This window comes from Streptomyces cyslabdanicus (assembly GCF_052663305.1).
The window spans coordinates 50,190-69,684 of sequence record NZ_JBQRUW010000039.1 but is presented as its reverse complement, the minus strand read 5'-3'; the positions used below and the strand labels follow the sequence as shown (position 1 = coordinate 69,684).

Sequence of the window (19,495 nt, the reverse complement as noted above, 5' to 3'; positions counted from 1 at the left end):
TTCTCCCGCACGGTGATCACGGCGGAGCAGGCAACCTCCACCTTCCTCTCAGCCGTGGTCCCGGCACAGGGGCGGGCTCTGCCGTTGACACGCGGTCGCGAACGATGGTCCCCGTTTCCCGTTGTCGACTCGTCTTGAGGGTGTTTCATGGCTCGCTCCCCAGCTCCCGCGTCGTATCAGCGCCCGGGCGGGCTTGTGTGGCCGGTCGCCCTGGCCGCGGCCGCCGCCTGCGCCGCCGCCGTCTCCCTGATCGTCGGCGGAACGCGTACCGAATGGGCCGCGACGGGGGGCGCGGCGGTCCTGGTCCTGCTGGCGATCGTGGAGTGGGCGCGCCGTCGGCACCGTGACGCCATGGCTGAAAACGTTCGGCTCCGAAAGGAGATCCAGAAGCGCGAGGCCCAGTGGCGCGCCCTCTCGGCCAAACGGTCCGAGGCGCTGCGCGCCGAGATCGAGAACCTGGTGACGGTGCAGCTGCCCGCGATGCTGAGCGACGAAGCGGTGCCTCCCGCGCACTTCGGCGACAAGGCCGAGGAGGAGGCCGCCCGGGAGGTGGAGCGGGTGCGCGCCGCGGTGGCCGAGGCCGCCGAGGAGAACCGGGAGCGGCAGGAGACCCTGCGGCTGGCGGTGGTCGCCCTCGCCCGGCGGGTCCAGGCGGCGGCGCACCGTATCCAGGAGGGGGCGTCGCTGATGGCGGCCCGGCACCCGGGGAACGCCGACGTCCTGGAGTCGAGCATGGCGGTGGACCACTCCGCGGCCCAGCAGGCACGGCTGGCGCAGAGCCTGGCGGTGCTGTGCCGGGAGTGGCCGGGGCAGCAGTGGCAGAAGCCGTTGGCGCTGGTGGACGTGGTGCGGGCCGCCTCCGGCCGGATCACCGCCTTCCAGCGGGTGGAGGTGGCGGGGGACCCGGATGTGGCGGCCGCGCCGCAGGTGGTCGAGCCGCTGATCCACCTGACCGCCGAGCTGCTGGCCAACGCCACGCAGTCCTCGCCGCCGCGCACCACGGTGTCGGTGACGGTGCGCTCCGTGCAGCGGGGGGCCGTGGTCGAGATCGACGACGGCGGCGTGGGCATGGACGAGCACTCGTTGGCGAAGGCCCGTGAAGTGGCCTCGGGGCGCAGGCCGGTGGGGGTCGGCGAGGTGGGCGAGGTGCCGCAGACGGGCCTCGCGGTGGTCGGCGAGTACGCCCGCCGCCACGGGTTCGGTGTGGACCTGCTGCCCTCGCCGTACGGCGGGGTGCGGGCCGTGGCCCTGGTTCCGGCCGCGATGGTGGAGATCCTGGATCCGGCGGGCACACAGCTTCCGGAGCAGCGTGGCCCCGCAGCGGCACCCGAGCCCTCGCGCGACCCCGCCCCCGACACCGCCGAGGCCCGCGACGCAGCCGCCGGCGAGGGCACCGCGCCGTCGCGGCTTCCGCAGCGGCGCTCCCCGCGGGGCACGCCGAAGGCCGACTCCCCGGTCGCGGGGCCGGCGGATGCCTCGCCGGCCCTGACGCCGCGGCAGGCGGCGGACTGGATGGGCGCCTTCTTCCACGGGGGACAAGGCGCGGACCCGACTGGGGACGACACCACCGGCGACGCCGGCGACAACGTCCGTAACAACACGCAGGAGTGAGGAAGAGCGATGACGCAGGACCCGCGCACGACGCAGGAGCAGAGCTGGATGATCGCCGACGTCACGTCGGTGCAGGGGGTGCGGCACGTCGTGGTGCTGAGCTCGGACGGGCTTCCGGTGACCTGGTGCGACCGCACCGACCAGGAGACCGCCGACCGGCTGTCCGCGGCCTGCTCCGGCCTGCAGTCCCTGGGCAAGAGCCTGGCGCAGGAGTTCGGCTCCGGAAACCAGGCGGTGCGCCAGCAGATGACCGAGTGGGACGGCGGCTTTCTGTTCATCCGCTCCGCCGCCACCGGCACGCACCTGGCGGTGGTCACCGAGGCCGTCGTCGACCCGGCCCTGGTGGCGCAGCAGATGCAGGCCCAGGTCCTCAAGCTCGGGGAGCGGGGGCTGGCGACTCCGGCCCGCCAGGAAGCCCAGGCATGAGCAGCCCCCACGAGTACCGGGACGACCCCTTGCGGCCGTACGTGCTCACCGGGGGACGATCGCGGCCGACCCGCAACACCCTGCGGGTCGACACCCTGTTGCTGGCCGACCCGGACAAGCCTCTGCCGGTGTCGGCCAGCCGCCAGGACCGGGCGTTACTGACGATGTGCGCGCGGCTGCTCTCCCTGGCGGAGGCCGCCGCTCACCTGGAGCTTCCGGTGAGCATCGTCACGATCCTGGCGTCCGACCTGGTGGACTCCGGCCATCTGCAGGCGCGTTCGGGTATTCCCGCTGCCTCCTCCCCCGACCCGTCACTCCTTGAAGAGGTACTGCATGGGCTTCGCAAGCTCCGCTGACCGCTATCTGCCCCCAACCGTGCAGCAGCCGGTGAAGGTCCTCGTCGTCGGCGCCCTCGGCGTGGGCAAGACCACCCTGGTCGGCTCGGTCAGTGAGATCCGGCCGCTGCGCACCGAGGAGACCATGACCGAGGCCGGCGCGGGGGTGGACCGCCTGGCCGGCCTGCCGGACAAGCACACCACCACGGTCGCGATGGACTTCGGCCGTATCACCCTCAACGACCGCTTGGTGCTGTACCTGTTCGGCGCCCCGGGCCAGCGCCGCTTCTGGAACCTCTGGGAGGGCCTCGCCGAGGGCGCTGTGGGGGTGCTGGTCCTGGTCGACACTCGCCGCCTCGAGGACAGCTTCGAGGTGCTCGACCAGCTCGAACTGCGCGGAGACACCCCGTTCGTCGTGGCGGTCAACCGCTTCCCCGACACCCGGCGCCACAGCGAGCAGGATCTGCGGCAGGCGATGGACCTGCTGCCCGAGACCCCGATCGTGGAGTGCGACGCCCGTGACCGGACCGAGGCGATGGATGTGCTGATCGCCCTCGTCCAGCACGCGAGCGACCTCTCCCAGGCGCGGAAGGCGGCCTCATGACCCTCTCGCCCCCGCCGGGCTGCCCGGCCCGCACCACGACGGCCGGGCTCACCTCCCTGTCCGAGGCGACGGCGGCCGCCGATCCGCACGGCGTCTACCGCCGGCTGCGCGAGGAGTGGGGCGACGTCGCCCGGGTGGAGCTGGAACCCGGCGTGGCCGCCTGGCTCGTGATGGGCTACCGGGAGCTGCTCACCATCACTCGCAACGAGCGGCTCTACTCCCGCGACGCACGCAACTGGGGCGACTTCCAGACCGGTGTGGTCGCCCCGGACTCCGGGCTCGGTCCGATGATGTTCTGGCGGGCCAATGTCATCGGAGCCGACGAGGAGGAGCACCGGCGGCTGCGCCGACCGCTGGACGACGGGGTCAGCGCGATCGACCAGCGGCGGATGCGCCGGTCGGTCCAGGCGATGTGCGCCGACCTGATCGCCAACTTCGCCGGCCGCGGCAGCGCCGACCTGGTGACCGAGTACGCGCAGTCCATTCCGCTGCTCGCCATCGCCGCCCTGTTCGGCCTGGACATGGACGAGCGGTACGAGCTGCTGGCCGGTCTGGCGGCCCTGTTCGGCTCCGCCGACGACTCCCAGGCCGGCAACCGCCGGTTCGAGGAGATCCTCGCCGACGTCATGAACGCCCGCCGCAGCGCACCCACCGACGACCTCACCTCCGGGTTCCTCGCCCACCCCGACCTGCGCGACGACCCCGAGGTCCTCCAGTCCATGGTGGTGATGATCTCCGCCGGGCAGGAGACCACCACCATCTGGATCGCCCGCACCCTGGAACTGATGCTCACCGACCCGCGCTTCGCCGGACGGATGCGCGGCGGGCGCCTGGGCATCGACGACGCCCTGGACGAGGTGCTGTGGCGCCACCCGCCCATGACCCACATGCCGGCCCGCTACGCGCTGCGCGACACCGAGCTGGGCGGCCGGCGCATCCGCAAGGGCGATGCCCTGATCCTCGGTCTGGCCGCCGCCAACGGTGATCCCCGCATCCACGACGGCGACCCTTCGGCGGAGCCCGGAAACCGGTCCCACCTGGCCTGGAGCGCCGGCCCGCACGCCTGCCCCGCCCGGATCCCCGCCCGTCTGATCACCCGTACCGCCGTCGAGACGGCCCTGCACCACCTGCCCGACATCCACCTGGAGGTCCCCGCGGACGAGATCGCCCTGCGCCCCTCGCCGTGGACCCGCTGCCCGGTCTCCCTGCCGGTGACCTTCACCCCGCCCCTGTCCCCGGCCCCGGCCCGTAGGACATGATCATCTTTCGTACCGTCAGACCGCAGCACACCACCGGAGGTAGTGCATGACCGCCCAGGACGTCTCCGCCCACCAGGTGCCCTTGGTCCGCCTCGACCCGACCGGCTCCGACCACCACGGCGAGGCCGCCCGACTGCGTGAGCTCGGCCCCGTCGTCCGTATCGAGCTGCCCGGCGGCGTGCACGCCTGGGCGGTCACCCACCACCAGCTCCTCGCCGACCTGGTGGCCGACCCCCGGGTCAGCAAGGACTGGCACCGCTGGAACGCCATCCGCGACGGCGAGATAGCCGACGACTGGCCCCTGACCGGCATGGTCAAGGTCACCAACATGGTGACCGCCGACGGCGCGGAGCACCACCGGCTGCGCAGACTGGTCACCAAGACCCTGACCCCGCAGCGGGTCCAGGCCCTGCGCCCGCGCATCGTCGAGATCACCGAGGGCCTGCTGGACGCCCTGCCCGGGCACGCCCTGCCGGACGGCTCGGTCGACCTGCGCCACCACTTCGCCTACCCGGTGCCCATGCAGGTGATCTGCGAGCTGGTCGGCGTGCCCGAGCACGAGCGCGACGAGATGCGCGCCCTGGTCGACAGCATCTTCCGCACCGACACCAGTCCGGAGGAGGTGCTGAACACCCAGCGGGACATCTACCTGCTGCTCGACCGGGTCGTCGAGGCGCGGCGCAAGGAGCCGGGGGACGACCTGACCAGTGCCCTCATCGCCGCCCGCGAGGAGGAGCCCGACACCCTCAGCGACGACGAACTGCTCGGCACGCTGTGGGTGATGGTCGCCGCCGGCCACGAGACCACCCTCAGCCTGCTGGCCAACGCCGTCCGGGCCCTGCTCACCCACCCCGAACAGCGTGCCCTCGCCCTCGGCGGCGACGCCGCGGTCTGGTCGGCGGTGGTGGAGGAGACCCTCCGCTGGGACGCCCCGATCGGCAACTTCCTGGCCCGCTACCCCCTGGAGGACATCGAGATCGCCGGCGTCACCATCCCCGCCGGCGAGGCCATCCTCGCCCCGTACAGCGCTGTCGGGCGCGACAGCGCCCAGCACGGGCCGGACGCGCACCGCTTCGACCTCACCCGCGCCCAGGCCAGGCACCTCTCGTTCGGCCACGGGCCGCACGTCTGCGTGGGCGCGCCGCTGGCCCGGCTGGAGGCGAACATCGCGCTGCCGGCGCTGTTCGCCCGCTATCCCGACCTGGCGCTCGCCGTCGACCCCGGCGACCTCGTCCCCGTCCCCTCCATGTTCTCCAACTCGGTGCAGGCCCTCCCCGTCCACCTGGGCACGCCGAACTCCGACGGCGCCTGACCGACGGACGCCCGACCGCGGCGGGCACCCGGCCACCGGGACTCCGCCGCGGTCGCCGCGGCGGGCGGCCACCACGGGTGAACTCGGGCAGTGCCTCGATGGTGTCGGGGGCGGGACCCGGGCTGCCCGAAGGCAGTGGTCGGTCAGCTCAGACCAGGGCCGGAAGGCCGAGGACGAGGTCGGCGGCGGCCGTCCGGCCGCCCGCGGCACGCTGCAACGCGCCGATCCGTTCCGCGTTCTCGTGGAAGGACGGTTCGCTCAGCACCCGGGTGAGTTTGTCCACGACGTCGTCGGCGACGATGCTCTCCGGGTGGTCGAGGGTCAGGCTCACCCTGAAGTCCCGGCCGCGTACCGCCCGGTCGTGGCAGTCCACCCACAGGGGGCGCACGACCAGCGGCTTGCCGAAGTAGAGGCCCTCGTGGAAGCCGTTGCCGCCGCCGTGCGTGAAGAACACCTTGACGCTGGGATGGGCGAGGACGTCGAGCTGCGAGGGCACCCAGCTCTCGATGCGCAGGTTGCCCGGCAACTCGTCGGCCGCCGGCAGCAGATGCTGCTGTTCGGCGGGCAGCTTCCACAGCACCTGATGTTCGCCGACCAGCCGGCGGGCCACCTCCACCAGGGAGCCCACCTGCTCCCGGGTCAGCCGGGTGATGGTGCCGAAGCCCATGTAGACGACGGACGACTGGTCGTCGAGCCACGTGCGCACCGGATCGTCTCCGGCGGTCTCCGGCAGGGGCGGCAGCACCGCGCCGACGAGGCGCATCTTCTCCGGGATGTCGCACGGGTAGTCCAGCTCCGCGACCGAGTGGCACAGCACCAGCTCGGCCTTTTCGATCCGGGTCATCGGGTGGGGCGGCGGCAGGCCCAGCTTCTTGCGGACCCGGGCGTCCTCCGATCGCGCCCTGGTCATGGCCGGGTTGAGGAACATGGCCAGGGTACGGAACCTGAACAGTGCGTTCGCCACCCGCTGCGCCAGGTTCATCCGGCGCGGCAGCCCCGAGTGCGGGACGGGGAAGCCGGGCGGGGTGAGCCCCTTGGCGAAGGGACTGTGCGAGGCCAGCACCTTGCTGGGCAGGAACGGCACACTCAGCACGAAGGGGATGCCTCGTGCGACCGCCAGGTCCACGGCGAAACCGCTCGTGCAGTCCACGACCACGAGCGTCGGCCGGACCTCGTCGACGATCTCCTGGAGCCGACGGATCTTCCCGGCCTGGAGGGCGGGCCTGTAGGACTGCCTGACGGCGGCGCGGTGAGCCCGGAACCGGGAGGGCTGCGTGACCTTCCGGTAGACGTCGTCGGGCCAGGTCACGGCGGACAGTTCCGGAATCGCCTCGCCGAGGGAGGCGAACCGGACCGGCGCGCGGTGCGCCGTCCTGCGCACGTCCTCCCTGCGGGGCTCGTCGGTGGCGAACCACAGGTCCTCCACGCCCTGGCGGGAGAGTTCACCGGCCAGCACCAGCAGCGGGTTCAGCAGGCCGCGCTCGGGACGGCTGACGAACAGGATCGGGCGGCGGGCGGAGAGGGCGACCGGGTCGAGCGCGCGCACGCTGCCGAACTCCTGGCTCACACCCCGCGCCTGGCTCATGTGCTCCCCTCCTCCCTTGAGGGGAGGAGTCGGCTCACGGCGTCCGGTCATCGCTGGTCTCCCATGGGGTCGGCGTCCCGGCCGCCGGGCGCGGGACGGGGCTGTCGGCGGACCCGTCGCGCCCATGATCACGGAGCGGTGTGCGGAAAAGCCCTAGAGCCGACTGAGCGCGAGCCGTGCGGGGCGGCGCCCGGTTGCCTCGGAGCGCCGTGGCGCGGAGGGGGAGGCGCGGTTTCCGAAAGGCGGGGGAAGGGTGTGGAATCAGGCCAAGTGTATTTCGGTCATGAAGCGGGCACGGCTCGGCGGGCCCCTATTCTTGACATCACGGCAAGGCGGTGCTTCCGCTGTCTGGAGAGGACCGAATTGGCGCATTGCGCATTTCGTCCGAGAGTATTTGCCAACGGGAACATGTAGAGTTCGGCCGTACCCGTACCTCTCGGGCATGGGTGCGTGCGGGGGCGCGAGTGCGGCAGAGGGTGGCCCGACCCTCCCGCGGTTCTCGCCGGACTCCCGCCCCTTCCTGGCCGGGGTGCGCTTCTCCTCCCCAAGTGATCTCACGCCCGGCGCCGGAAATTCCCTAGTGTCGAGCGTACGGGCGGCAGCGGTGGGGTGACGCGGGGACGGTGTGTCCGAGGAGTGGGCGGCTCCGCACGCCGACTCGGCCGTCGTGGGAGCGTCGGTGGCGCGATTCAAGGTGTCGCCGGGGCGTGGTCCTCGGTGGAGAGGGGGGTTGGCGCCTGTCGAGTCCGGTCGGCCCTCGGGGGCCTGTCCGTCGCGCGGCATTCAACCGTCTACCGGTTGCAGAATGTTGACTACTGCAAAGTTGAGTGTCCGGTGTGAGAGCTTGAGTCGTACGAACGCGGCCCTCGGTGCGCAATCCTATTCCGTTGGTTGGATGCTCGGTGAATCGCATGCCTCTGACGGGGCAATAGCTGACTGGACAACTGTTCTGGCATAGAATCTTTGCGTGCCTTCCTCGGACCTGATCGACCACCCCCTTGTCGCGACGTACGGCCGCCTGGTGGAGACCCGCAGCCACCTCGAGCGGCGCCTGGGTGCGGCCATGCGGACGGAAGTAGGCCTGCCGCACCTCTGGTTCGAGGTCCTGATCCGGCTGGCCCGTTCGGAAAGAGGGCAGTTGACCATGAGCGCGCTGGCCGACCAGATCGTCCTGACCACCGGCGGGGTCACCAGACTGATCGACCGGATCCAGGCGGCCGGCTACGTCGAACGCTGCCCCTGCGTCACGGACCGGCGGATCGCCTACGCCGCCATCACCGACGCCGGGTACGACGTCCTCGCCCGGGCGGCCGCCGGACACGTTCGCAACCTGCGGGCCACCTTCGCCCGGTTCAGCGAGGACGACCTGGCGACCCTGGACCACCTGCTCGACCGCCTCCGGAGTACGACGTGATGCACGGCCGCGACCACGAGCTGGCCGCACTCGGCGCCCGGGCGGCCGCCGCGTGCCGCGGCGAAACGGGGTGCGCGGTCCTGACCGCACCGCCCGGCTACGGCAAGAGCGCTCTCCTCGACGCCCTGCTGCGCGCACCCGTGTGCCGGGACATGACGGTGCTGCGGGCGCACTGCGGCGAGGCGGCCGGAGGCGCGGGAGCCTACGCGGGGCTGAGGGCGCTGTTCGCCCCGGCGGGCGCGGCGGCCCTGGAGCGCCCGGAGCCGGAACCGGGCGCGGACAACCCGGCCGTGTTCCTGCCCGGACCCGGCGGCACCCAGCGGTTCACCCTCACCCCCGCCTACCCGATGTTCCGCCGGCTCGTCGGGCATGTGCTGCGGCTCACGGCGCGGCAGCCGCTGCTGCTCGCCCTCGACGACGCCCACCACTGCGACGAACACTCCCTGCGCTGGCTGGAGTTCCTGCTGCGGCGGGCGGCCGGCCAACCACTTCTGGTGGTCCTCGCCCGCAGTTCGGGGACCGAGCCGAGTGCTCCCCGGGCCTGGGCGGACCTCCTCGCCCACCCCGCGGTGTCCGCGAGGCCCCTCGGGCCACTCGGTACGGACGCGGTGCGCGCCCTCGCCGAACAGGTCTTCGGCACGCGGGTGCACCCCGAACTCGCCGAGCGCGCCGCCACCGTCACCGGCGGCAACCCGCGCACCGCCGCATGCCTGCTGCGCGAGCTGAGAAGACGTGGCGCGGCTCCCGACGAGGCCGGAGCACGCCAGGCCTGGGAACTCGGCGGCGGCATGGTCGCCCGGTCGGTGCGGCGCGTGCTCGACCGCGAGCCCCCCGCGGTCCGCAGGGTCGCCACGGCGATCGCGTTGCTGGGGAGCGCGCGGTCCCCGGAGCGCGTCGCGGTGCTGGCGGAGGTGGACCACGCACAGACCGACGAGGCGATCGCCGTGCTGCGCCACGCCGGAGCCCTCACCCCCGACGGCACCGCGCCGGTGCACGAGACCGTACGCACCGCACTGCTCGAACCGCTCGCCACCGCCCAGACGGCCGACACGCACGCCCGCGCCGCGCTGTTGCTCAGCGACGCCGGCCATCCCGCCGAAGAGGTGGCCCGGCATCTGACGCGGCTGCCCGGCGCCCTGGAACCCTGGATGACCGCGGTGCTGCGGGACGCCGCGGCCCGGGCCGAGCAGCGCGGCGCCTTCGCCGAGGCCGCCGGCTGTCTGCGGCGGGTGCTGGAGGCCGAGCCCGACGACGGGGAGACCCGGCTGCGGCTGGCCCTCGCGGTGGCACCCGGCGACCCCCTGAGCGCCGTTCCGCTGTTCCGCGCGGCACTCGCCGGCGCGGCCGACACCCGCGCGCGAGCAGGGATCGCGGTCCAGTACGCCATGGCATGCCTGTCCGTGCCGCTGCCCGCCGTCTGCCGGGCCGAGATCCTGGGAGCCCTGGAGACCGCCGGGGACGCCCTGGAGTCCGATCCCGAGCGCGCCCCGCACCTGCCCGACCAGGTGGCGGCCGTGCTGCTGCTCATGGGGCGGCGCGGGACCGGTGCGGTGGCGCGGGAGCACCGCGGTGCGGCGGCGTCGTACCGGCCGCGCACCGACCGGCACCAGACGGAGGCGCTCGCCGCCCTGCGCACCGCGCTGGCCGGCCACTCCCGGGAGGCGGCCCTGAAAGGCGCCCGACGCGCGCTGGCCACGCCCTCCCCCCAGCAGCCGCCGTGGCTGCAGTTCACCGCCGCCGCCACCCTCGTCCTCGCCGACGAGACCACGGAGGCGCACACCGCACTGGACACCATGCTGCGGCGCGCGGGCGACGAACCGACGGCCTGGGTCCGGGTGCTCGCCGGGTCCCTGCGGTCCCACCTGCTGCACCGTGACGGTGCCGTCCTCGACGCCGCCGCGGAAGCCCGCTCGACGATCGCCGCGGCGGGCCGGACAGGCGGCGAGGCACGGCTGGTGACCGCACGAGCGGTGCTGGCCTCGGTGCTCGTCGACCGCGGCGAGCCGCAGCAGGCCGAGCGGCTGCTGGAGCGGATCGGCCGCGCCGAGGCCAACGGCTCGGCCCTCGCCTGCCTGCTGTATCTGCACACCCGCGCCCGCACCCGCTGGGCGAGGGGCCACCCCCGGCAGGCACTGCGGCTGCTGCGCGAGTGCGGCGCGGCGCAGGAGACCGCCGGTGTGCTGAACCCGGTGCTCACCCCGTGGTGGGTGGACACCTGCCTGATCCTCGCGGCCATCCGGCCCGCGGAGGGCAGGGAACTGGCCGAACAGGGAGCCGAGCGCGCCCGGCGCTGGGGAACGCCGCGCGCCCTCGGGCTCGCCGCGCTCGCGGCGGGCGTCCTCACACCGGGCCGGGCCGGGCTCGACCTGCTCGCCGAGTCGGCCCACGAACTGTCCCGGTCGCCCGCGGTCTCCGCGTACGCCCGCGCCGAGTACGCGCTGGGCCGGGCCCTTCTGGTGCACGGCGACGAGGCCGGCGCCCGGGAGCGGCTGCGCAGGGCGGCCGGCATCGCGGGCGGCTGCGGGGCGCTCGCGCTGGCGGAGGCGGCCCGCAGCCTGCTGCTCTCCGCCGGAGGGCGCATGGGCCACGCCGCCGACGCGCCGACCGGGGGCCTGCTCACCACCACCGAACTCAAAGTGGCCGGGCTGGCGGTGTCCGGGGCCAGCAACCGCCAGATCGCGCAACGGCTGTTCGTCACGGTGCGCACCGTTGAGTCACATCTGACCAATGTCTACCGAAAGCTCGGGGTGCGCCGACGCGACCAGCTCGTGGACGCCCTGCGCACCCTGCACGGCCGCTCCTGGCCACTGCCGGGCCGGCCGGTGCTGGAAGGGGCGTGAGGGTTCGTCCGTAAGGGGGTTCGCCCGGCCCGGGACCCGCACACCGCAGACACGAACGGGGGCAGGAGGACAGGGTGAGTGACGGATGACGGGGGCAACCCCCTCTCCCCAGCCGCAGGACCAGGCGCGGCAGGCGCCGGCCACCGAGGACCGGCCGTCCCGCGTCCGGGTACGGGAGCGGGCCATGGTGGCAGCCGCCGTCGAGGGGCTCGACACCTCGGGCCCGGTGCTCGTCACGCTGTCGGGCCGAAGCGGGTTCGGCCAGTCCTCACTGGTGCGCTGGGCCGCCGAGCGGGCCCACGAGTCGGGCCACCGGGTGCTGCGCGCCCGAGCGGCGCTGTCGGAGTCCGAGCTGCCGTACGCGGTGGTCACCCAACTGCTCGAACCACTCGGCGTCCCACCGGTGAACAACCCGGCACCACCGCGCGAGCCCTTCCCGGGGCTGGCCCGGCTGCTGCGCGCGGCGCGCGAGCGTCCGACCGTCCTCGCCGTCGAGGACGCCCACTGGCTCGACCGCGAGTCGTCGCACTGGCTCCAGGCGCTGCTGCGCCGATCCGCCGGGGCACCGCTCGCCGTGGTGTGCGGAGGCGTCGACGCGGCGGCGGCCGATCCCGGGTGGCCGGGCGAACTCGGCTCCGCGCCCGGCCCGGTCGCCCATCACCTGACCCTGGCCCCCCTGCCCCCCGACGAGGTCGCCGCCGAGGTGGCCCGGGTCTGCGGACGGGCGGACGAGGCGTTCACCGCCGAGGCCGGCCGGATCAGCGGCGGACATCCCGCGGTGCTGCACGACCTGTTGCACCGGTTCGCCGCGCTCGGACACCGGCCGGCCGCGTCCCGGGCGCCGGTCCTGCGGGCGACCGGCTCCGCCGTGCTCGGCGACCACCTGATGAGCGCCGTGCGGCAACTCGGCGCCGAAGCGGGCGAGGTGGTGCGTGCGCTGGCGGTCTGCGGGGACCTGCTCGACTTCCCCCTCGTGCGCACGCTCGCACGCGCCGGCTCGCTCAACGAACGCCGGCTGCGGACGGCCCTGGCGCTGACGGCCGGCATCCACGCCCTGCCGAACGGCCGTCTGCGGGTCGAACCGGCCCTGCGAGTACGCGTGCTGGAGGAGATGACCGCCGACGACCGGACCGATCTGCACCTCCGGGCCGCCGAACTGGCCCACCGCTTCGGAGCCGGGGACCGCGCCGTGGCCGACCTCCTGCTCGCCGCGCGCCCGGCCGGGTCCGCCTGGGCGGGCCGCACACTGCGCCGCGACGCGGACCACGCCGTACGGGAGGGCGAGCACGACCGCGCCGCCGTGCTCCTCGCGCATGCCGCGCAGGAGGAACGGGACCCCGCCGAGCGCGCCGGCCTCGACCTCGAACTCGCCGCCGTTCACCTGGTCACCGAGCCCGAGGCCGCAGACCTGCGGATCGAGCGGCTGATCCGCACGCCGCAGCACCCCGCCGCCGTGCGCCTGCACGCCGCCGACCTCGGACTCACCGGGGGCGGCACCGAGGTGGTGCGCCGGTCGCTCGCGGACGCGCTGACCGCCGCGACCGGGACGGAACGGGACGACCTGCTCGCGCTCTTCTGGGTCGCCGACCCGACCGGCCAGGGCAACGGCGCACCGTCCGTGCCCGCGGTGCCGCCCCTGCCGCAGCGTCCGGCCTCACACGCGCAGGCCGCCGTGCGCGCCTGGCGACTCGCCCTGTACGGCGAGAGCCTCCACGAGGTCAGGAACCTGGCGCAGGCCGCCCTCACCGACGACCAGCGGCCGGACGGCCCGCTCATCCAGCCCGCCCTGGCGGCGTGCCGGGCCCTGTGCCTCACCGACGCGCTGGACGACGCCGAGTCCGGCCTGAACCGGCTGCTCGGCGCACTCGGTGGCAGCCGGCTCCGGCTCGCCGCCCCCCACATCCTCGCGCTGCGCGGCGAACTCAACATTCGCCGAGGACGGCACGCCCAGGCCGAGCGCGACCTGGAGGCCGCCGAGCGGGGGGCGCGCCTGCTCGGCAGATCGGCCGCCCTGCTGCCCCATCTGTACGGCATCCGCGCCGTCGTGGACGTGGAGAGCGGCCGCGACGACGCGGCGCGCGAGCGGGCCGCCACGCCCCTGCCGCCCGCCGCGGAGGACAGCGAGCACTGGCCCCGCCTGCTGTTCGCGCGCGGAGTGGTCGCGCTGCGCGGCGGCAACCCCGCGGAGGCGCGCGACCAGTTCCGGGAGTGCGGCCGTCGGCTGCTGAGCCGCCATCACCTCAACCCCGCGCTGGTACCGTGGCGTTCGCTGACGGCTCTGACCTGCCACACCCTGGGCGAGTCGGCCGAGGCCCGGCGTCTGAGCGAACAGGAACTGGCGCTCGCCCGGCGCTGGGGCACGGGCAGCACCCTCGCCTGGGCCAGGCTGACGTCGGTGCTGGTGACCGGGCGGGAGGACCGCCTGACGGACATCCGCTCGGCCATGGGAGAGGTCCGTTCGGCGCCGACCGGTCCGGAGTACGCCCGGGTCCTGGCGGAATACACGGCCCTGGAGATGACGGAGAGCGGCGGTGACCGGCGGATGGCCGCCTTGTCGCTCGCCGAACTGTGCGCGTTGACCGCCGCTCACCCGGCCGCTCCCATGGCGGTCAGAGCCCGGGCGCTGGCCGGGGCGGCCACCGGCACGGTGTCCGTTCCGGGCTGGGGCGACCTCTCGGAGGCCGAGCGGCAGTCCGCGCTCCTGGCCGGCCGCGGCCGCAGCAACCGGGACATCGCCGCGCTGTTGGAGATCTCCAGCCGTGCGGTCGAACTCCGGCTCGCCCGCGTCTACCGCAAGCTGCGGATCAACGGGCGCCAGGAACTGCGGGAACTGGTCCGCGCGATGGAAGGACACTGAACGCGATGCTGCTCGAACGAGGTGCCGAGCTGGCGGCGGTGCGGCAGGCCCTGCGCGCCGCCGCCGAGGGGCGCTCCTCCCACATGGTGCTGTCCGGCCCGCTCGGCATCGGCCGTTCGGCGCTGCTGCACGCACTGCCTCGCTGCGCCGACGAGGGCGCGGTGCATGTGCTGCGGGCCCACGCCGCACCGACGGAACAAGAGCTCGCCTGCGGCGTGGTGCGCCAGCTGTTCGACAGCCTGCTCACCGCGGCACCGGGACCGGACCGGGAACGGCTGCTCGCCGACGCGGGGGCCGCCCGGCAGGTCCTCGGCGACGAAGCGGTGCCCGAACGCGGCGCCACGGACGGAACGGTTCTGCGCGATCTGCGCTCCCTGCTGGCCACGTTGAGCGCCACGGCACCCCTGCTGATCCTCATCGACGACCTTCAGTGGGTCGACCCCTGGTCGCTGCGCTGGCTCGCCCACCTCCTCCCGCGGCTGGACGGGCTGCGGCTGCTGCTCGTGTGCACCCTGCGGGACGGCGACCCGGGCGCGCGCGACCCACTCGTGCACGAGGTGGTGAGCACCTCGGCCCGCATTCTGCGTCCCGCGCCCCTGTCCCCGGCCGCCACCGGGGAACTCGTCCGCGCGGGCTTGGGGGACCACGCCGACCAGGACTTCGTCCGCGCCTGCCACGACCTGTCCCTGGGCCGCCCGCTGTTCCTCCTGCCCGTGCTGTCCGAAGCCGCCCTCACGGGCTGCCCGCCCGTCGCCGCGAGCGTCGGTCTCGTGCGCGCGGCGCACCCCGCGCACCTGCGTGACCGCTTACTCAACTGCCTGCTTCTCCAGCCGCGACCCGTCCGGGACACGGCGGCCGCGATCGCCACCCTGGCCGGGCACGAGGACCCCGCACTCCTCGGCCGCCTCGCGGGACTCGACCCCGTCGGCCTCACGACGGCGCTGCGCGTCCTGCACCAACTCGGGCTGACGGCCGCCGAGGACGAGGCGCGCTTCGTCCACCCGTCCGTACGGGACGCCGTCGAATGGTCGATGAGCGCCGCCGAACGGCAGCGCTGGCAGGAGGACGCCGCGGGGGTCCTGTACGACAGCGGGCTCCCGGCGGAGCAGGTCGCCGCCCAGCTGGTGGCGATTCCGACGCCCGGGTATGCCTGGGCCGTCCCGGTGCTGCGCAGCGCGGCGGACACCGCACGACGCAAGGGGAGTCCGGAACTGGCCGCCCGGTATCTGCGGCGGGCGTTGCTGGAAGCCGCCGAGCAGGACCGTACGCGGGCCCAGCTGCTGGTCGAACTGGCCGTGGTCGAGCTGTCCTTCGACCCGCCGGCCGCCGAGTCCCATGTCGCGCAGGCGCTCCCGCTGCTGCCCACGGCCCGTGACCGTGCCGCCGCGGTGCTGCGGCTCTCGCCCTGCGTGACCAGCCCCGTGACCCCGTCGGGGGCCGCCCTGCTCAGACGCGCCGCCGACGAGCTGGTGGATCCGGGCCCGCGCGACGACCCCGACGGCGACGAGGCCCTGCGCCTGGAGGCGAGGCTGCGGTACACGGGGCTCGACGACTACGCCCAACTCGCCGACGCCGTCGGCAGACTGCGCGCCCTGGAACCCCCGGTCCGTTCGCGCGGCGGCCGGGAACTGCTGGCCGTGCTGCTGCACGCGGCGACGCTGAGCGCCGACGGAGCGGCATCGGAGGTCGTACGTCAGGCACGCGACCTCCTCGACTGGGAACCGGCGACCGCCGCCGGCGGTGGTTCGGTGATGCAGTTGGTGATGTTCTCCCTGGTCGGCGCCGACGCCCCGCAGGCCGCCGAGTCCTGGCTGAACGCGGCGGAGCGGAGCAGGCACGGGGCCGACGGCGGCGGGGACGGTGGGGTCGACGCCATGGGGCATGCGCGGCGGGCGCTGTTCCACATCGCGCGCGGCCGACTGCCCCAGGCCCGGGAACGGGCGGAGCGCGTCGTCGAACTGGCCGACACGATAGGGGAGGGGAGCCGTTGCTTCGTCTACGGTGTGCTGGGCGCGCTGGCGCTGTCGGCGCGTGACGTGCAGCTGGGTTCACGCATCGTGGGTGAGGCGGCCGGCCGGTCCCTCGGTCCGGTCCCGGCCGCACTGCTGAGCCTGGTCCGGATGGCGGAGCAGGCTCAGGGGGGCGAGGCCGGGACGGCCCTGGAGACGGCCCTGGAATGTGGTCGGCAGCTGGAGTGCGCGGGGTGGCGCAATCCCGTGCTCTTCCCCTGGCGTCCTTGGGCGATATCCCTCTCCCACCAGCTCGGCGACCATCACCTGGCCCGGACCCTGGCGGCGGAGGAGTACGCGCGGGCGAGGGAGTGGGGAGCGCCGGTGGCCGTCGGCCGGGCGCTGCGGCTGCGCGCCCGCACCGACGGGGCGGACGCACGGGTGGAGCTGCTGCGGGAGGCCGTCGGGACACTTCGCGAGTCCGCCAACGGACTGGAACTCTTCATGGCCGTGCGGGACTTGGGACGACTGCTGGGGGACGGCGCCGAGGCGCGTGAGGCGTTGCGTGAGGCCGGTGAGCTGGCGGAGTCCTGCGGCGTTCCCTGGCTGCCCGGGCCGGGAACGTCGGAGGGGCGGCCCTCCGCGCCGGCCGTACGGACCGTACTCACCCGTTCCGAGAGCCGCGTGGCATCCCTGGTTGTCAATGGCCTCACCAATCAGGAAATTGCAGCTGAACTTCAAGTGAGCGCCCGCGCCGTGGAAAAGCATCTGACAAACTCCTATCGTAAACTCGGCATTGCGGGCAGGCGTGAGCTGGCCGCAGTTCTCCAGGAAACCGGGGTGCATGCGGCCGGATGACCGGGCATTCGGTCTCGGTGTTCCCTGGAAGTCGCCTCTGACCTGCGGTTTTGTTACCGTACCGAACCTTGTGGGCGGTGTTCGGGCGACCGACCGAACCTTCCCCCGCAACTCCACAGAATCGGCGGGATCGGGTCGGTTCACGTTGACCCGATCACCGTGGGCTCTCTAGAGTTCCCGGTGTGGTTCCAGTGGTGAATGGCGAATTGAATGGTCCGCAAAACCGCGTCCTTCTCGGCCTTCTTCTTCCCCGGGAGAGGAGCGAGAGAGGAGAGGGGAAAGCGCCGGAGGATTGGCGGGTTTCGTGACCAGGAGACCACGAAGACCACGGGAACCCGATACCTGTTCACCCATCACATGAGTACTCACCGCTGCGCGGACCGACGTTCGGTGACGGCGCCGAGAGGCCGCTGTCCGGCAACGTTGTCAGACGCGTGAGGCACTGCCCGCCGCCAACGTCGGTGTGCGCCCCTCCCTTCGGGGGCGCCCGGGCGCCGTCGTGCCGAAGCGTCCCGTCGGGGCCCGGGAGGACCGGGTCCACCGCACGCGGAGTACAACCCCCCACCGCACGAAGGGCGATTATGCCGCAGGTCACCAACTCCCGACGTGGGACGAGCACCCTCACGTCCACCCTTGCCTCATCGGGGAAGGGCCGTGCACGCGATCTCGTCGAGGGCGGCGGATCGCCGCAGACGGCGTTGCCCGACGAGGGCCGCCTCACCATGGCCCGTCTCGACCGGGCCCTGACCATCCAGCAGGTCAGTGAGGGATTCTTCTGGCAGTTCGGAGGCTCGTCCGCGGAGCTGTGCGGCCGGACCTTCAGCGACCTCGTCCACCCCAGTGTCCAGCAGCCGCTGATGCGGCAGTTCACCGGCCTCATCGAGGGCCGGCGTGATCGCTTCGTCACCGACGTCATCGCGGTGGGGCGGGACGACGCCACCTTCACCGTCCCGCTGACGGCGCTCATGGTGCGCGGCGGTCTCCCCGACGAGTCCTCGATCCTGGTCATGATGCCCGGCGTACAGGACGACGCGGCCGACTCGGAGGTCGTCGGCGGACGCGGCAAGAAGCTGCTGAGCCCGATCGACGCCCGGATCCTCGAAGGCATAGCCTCCGGACTCTCCACGATCCCGCTCGCCTCACGACTGCACCTGAGCCGGCAGGGCATCGAGTACCACGTGACCTGTCTGCTGCGGAAACTCCGGGTGCCGAACCGGGCGGCGCTGGTCTCCCGCGCGTACTCCATGGGGGTGCTGAAAGTCGGCGTCTGGCCGCCGAAGGTGGTCCAGGACTTCATCAAGGACTGACGGCGCGGCGCGGCCGCTGGTGCGGGCCGGGGGATGCCCCGGCCCGCACGAGTCTGTGAACGGACCTTACCTAGAGGGGAGTTGTCGTTCCGGGTGTGCGAAGCACCCGGGACCGCTCGGCGGCCGGTGTCGGGCGGACCGGGTCGGGCCCGTCCGGGCCGGGGCTGCCGGTTGTCGCGGCGCGGTTCGGGGTGTGCGGGATCGTCCTGGGCGCCGGGTCCTCGAGGGGGCGCGGGGTGACGGAGTGCGACGGGCGTGCCGTCGGTGCGGTCGGGGGGCTGGGGGCCGGTGCGGTCGCGGGAGGCGGCGGAGCCAGCGGAACCGTGGGCGTGGCGGGGGAGGAGGGAGCCGACAGAAGCGGCGGCAGTACGACGACGGCGGCCGCCGCACAGGTCAGGGCCGCTCCGGCCGCGGCCCGCAGCAGCCTGCGGCGGCCGGCCGCGCGACGGATCGCCTCGTAGCGGCCCGGGGGCGGCCCGAGGCGGTCGGCGGGGGGCCGCAGGAGCACCGTGAGCGGGTCGTCGGGCGCGAACTCCGGGTCGTGGTCAAAGCGAGGGGTCAAGGCTTCTCCTGAGGTGGACGCGGAGCAGTTCTCGGGCCGCATGGAGATCGGCTTTGACGGTGCCTTCCTTGCGTCCGGTCAGCACGGACACCTCCCGGATCGGCATGTCAGCGTAGTAGTGGAGAAGGATCGGGACGCGCAGTCGTTCCGGCAGGGACTGCACGAGCAGGCGTACCGACGGGTCCGTCTGCTCGGAGTGGGGGCGGATCGCGGCCTCGGTGGTGGCGCGGCGCACCGCGCGGCGCTCGCGTTCCTGCTTGCGCCAGTGGTCGCGGACGATGTTGGCCGCGGTCACATAGAGAAACCCGTGGGGCTCCTCGACGGACGTCCAGCGGGCCCAGAGCCGGGTGAACGCCTCCGAGGCAATCTCGTGGGCCGTCTCGTCGTCGTCGACGAGCCGGCGGCACCAGCCGGCGAGGCGCGGGTACAGGGCGGCGAACAGTTCGGCCGCTGCCTTGTCGCGGGACCGTTTCAACGCTCTCCAGAGTCGGGGTGCCGCGTCGGGCACGTGCGTGCGGGAAAAGGGCGGGGCCGCGGCTCCTGGGGGAAGGATGCCGGGCCGGCGGTGTCGCGTTC

General features: G+C 73.6%; 14 protein-coding genes. 11 read left to right on the top strand and 3 right to left on the bottom strand.

Annotated features, from left to right (window positions below):
• The first annotated feature begins 147 nt into the window (after nt 1-147).
• Genes ACTYVM_RS22895 through ACTYVM_RS22870 form a run of 6 tightly spaced genes read left to right on the top strand, consistent with a single transcriptional unit; the run spans nt 148 to nt 5,547 of the window.
• Nucleotides 148-1,611 (top strand): ATP-binding protein, encoded by a 1,464-nt coding sequence (locus ACTYVM_RS22895; protein ID WP_445527735.1) that lies wholly within the window; start codon nt 148-150, stop codon nt 1,609-1,611.
• Between the two features lie 9 nt (nt 1,612-1,620).
• Entirely contained in the window at nt 1,621-2,037 is a 417-nt protein-coding gene (locus tag ACTYVM_RS22890) for a roadblock/LC7 domain-containing protein (protein ID WP_400034991.1), read from the top strand.
• On the top strand, nt 2,034-2,393 hold the full coding sequence (locus tag ACTYVM_RS22885; RefSeq protein ID WP_445527734.1) for a DUF742 domain-containing protein: 360 nt from the start codon (nt 2,034-2,036) through the stop codon (nt 2,391-2,393). The genes ACTYVM_RS22890 and ACTYVM_RS22885 overlap by 4 nt, the downstream gene beginning before the upstream one ends.
• Nucleotides 2,371-2,976: a GTP-binding protein gene (locus ACTYVM_RS22880; protein ID WP_445527733.1), complete on the top strand. Its 606-nt coding sequence runs from the start codon at nt 2,371-2,373 to the stop codon at nt 2,974-2,976. The genes ACTYVM_RS22885 and ACTYVM_RS22880 overlap by 23 nt, the downstream gene beginning before the upstream one ends.
• Nucleotides 2,973-4,235 carry a cytochrome P450 gene (locus ACTYVM_RS22875; RefSeq protein WP_445527732.1) on the top strand — a complete coding sequence of 421 codons (1,263 nt, stop codon included), beginning with the start codon at nt 2,973-2,975 and terminating at the stop codon, nt 4,233-4,235. The genes ACTYVM_RS22880 and ACTYVM_RS22875 overlap by 4 nt, the downstream gene beginning before the upstream one ends.
• A 46-nt stretch (nt 4,236-4,281) precedes the next feature.
• Entirely contained in the window at nt 4,282-5,547 is a 1,266-nt protein-coding gene (locus ACTYVM_RS22870) for a cytochrome P450 family protein (RefSeq protein ID WP_445527731.1), read from the top strand.
• Between the two features lie 148 nt (nt 5,548-5,695).
• Here ACTYVM_RS22870 and ACTYVM_RS22865 read toward each other — a convergent pair whose 3' ends face one another.
• Nucleotides 5,696-7,132, bottom strand: coding sequence for a glycosyltransferase (locus ACTYVM_RS22865; RefSeq protein WP_445527730.1), 1,437 nt, complete (start codon nt 7,130-7,132; stop codon nt 5,696-5,698).
• Nucleotides 7,133-8,099: 967 nt separating this feature from the next.
• Between ACTYVM_RS22865 and ACTYVM_RS22860 the strand changes: the two genes are divergently transcribed.
• From ACTYVM_RS22860 to ACTYVM_RS22840, 5 genes are all read left to right on the top strand, one after another.
• Entirely contained in the window at nt 8,100-8,546 is a 447-nt protein-coding gene (locus ACTYVM_RS22860; RefSeq protein ID WP_445527729.1) for a MarR family winged helix-turn-helix transcriptional regulator, read from the top strand.
• The gene (locus ACTYVM_RS22855) at nt 8,546-11,386 is read left to right on the top strand and encodes a helix-turn-helix transcriptional regulator (RefSeq protein ID WP_445527781.1); all 2,841 of its coding nucleotides are present in this window, start codon (nt 8,546-8,548) and stop codon (nt 11,384-11,386) included. Before ACTYVM_RS22860 ends, ACTYVM_RS22855 begins: the two co-directional genes overlap by 1 nt.
• An 85-nt stretch (nt 11,387-11,471) precedes the next feature.
• Complete coding sequence (locus ACTYVM_RS22850; RefSeq protein WP_445527728.1) at nt 11,472-14,243, top strand: AAA family ATPase; 2,772 nt, start codon at nt 11,472-11,474, stop codon at nt 14,241-14,243.
• A 5-nt stretch (nt 14,244-14,248) separates the two neighbouring features.
• Entirely contained in the window at nt 14,249-17,050 is a 2,802-nt protein-coding gene (locus ACTYVM_RS22845; RefSeq protein WP_445527727.1) for an ATP-binding protein, read from the top strand.
• A gap of 722 nt (nt 17,051-17,772) precedes the next feature.
• Nucleotides 17,773-18,357, top strand: coding sequence for a LuxR C-terminal-related transcriptional regulator (locus ACTYVM_RS22840; RefSeq protein ID WP_445527726.1), 585 nt, complete (start codon nt 17,773-17,775; stop codon nt 18,355-18,357).
• Nucleotides 18,358-18,427: 70 nt separating this feature from the next.
• Here ACTYVM_RS22840 and ACTYVM_RS22835 read toward each other — a convergent pair whose 3' ends face one another.
• On the bottom strand, nt 18,428-18,919 hold the full coding sequence (locus tag ACTYVM_RS22835; RefSeq protein WP_445527725.1) for a hypothetical protein: 492 nt from the start codon (nt 18,917-18,919) through the stop codon (nt 18,428-18,430).
• Nucleotides 18,903-19,394 (bottom strand): RNA polymerase sigma factor, encoded by a 492-nt coding sequence (locus ACTYVM_RS22830; RefSeq protein WP_400035013.1) that lies wholly within the window; start codon nt 19,392-19,394, stop codon nt 18,903-18,905. The genes ACTYVM_RS22835 and ACTYVM_RS22830 overlap by 17 nt, the downstream gene beginning before the upstream one ends.
• Between the last annotated feature and the right edge of the window lie 101 nt (nt 19,395-19,495).

What these genes read in the sequence shown, in the direction of transcription:
- ACTYVM_RS22895 (WP_445527735.1), top strand. Translation starts at nt 148, where the DNA reads ATGGCTCGCTCCCCAGCTCCCGCGTCGTATCAGCGCCCGGGCGGGCTT.
- ACTYVM_RS22890 (WP_400034991.1), top strand. Translation starts at nt 1,621, where the DNA reads ATGACGCAGGACCCGCGCACGACGCAGGAGCAGAGCTGGATGATCGCC.
- ACTYVM_RS22885 (WP_445527734.1), top strand. Translation starts at nt 2,034, where the DNA reads ATGAGCAGCCCCCACGAGTACCGGGACGACCCCTTGCGGCCGTACGTG.
- ACTYVM_RS22880 (WP_445527733.1), top strand. Translation starts at nt 2,371, where the DNA reads ATGGGCTTCGCAAGCTCCGCTGACCGCTATCTGCCCCCAACCGTGCAG.
- ACTYVM_RS22875 (WP_445527732.1), top strand. Translation starts at nt 2,973, where the DNA reads ATGACCCTCTCGCCCCCGCCGGGCTGCCCGGCCCGCACCACGACGGCC.
- ACTYVM_RS22870 (WP_445527731.1), top strand. Translation starts at nt 4,282, where the DNA reads ATGACCGCCCAGGACGTCTCCGCCCACCAGGTGCCCTTGGTCCGCCTC.
- ACTYVM_RS22865 (WP_445527730.1), bottom strand. Translation starts at nt 7,132, where the DNA reads ATGAGCCAGGCGCGGGGTGTGAGCCAGGAGTTCGGCAGCGTGCGCGCG.
- ACTYVM_RS22855 (WP_445527781.1), top strand. Translation starts at nt 8,546, where the DNA reads ATGCACGGCCGCGACCACGAGCTGGCCGCACTCGGCGCCCGGGCGGCC.
- ACTYVM_RS22850 (WP_445527728.1), top strand. Translation starts at nt 11,472, where the DNA reads ATGACGGGGGCAACCCCCTCTCCCCAGCCGCAGGACCAGGCGCGGCAG.
- ACTYVM_RS22845 (WP_445527727.1), top strand. Translation starts at nt 14,249, where the DNA reads ATGCTGCTCGAACGAGGTGCCGAGCTGGCGGCGGTGCGGCAGGCCCTG.
- ACTYVM_RS22840 (WP_445527726.1), top strand. Translation starts at nt 17,773, where the DNA reads ATGGCCCGTCTCGACCGGGCCCTGACCATCCAGCAGGTCAGTGAGGGA.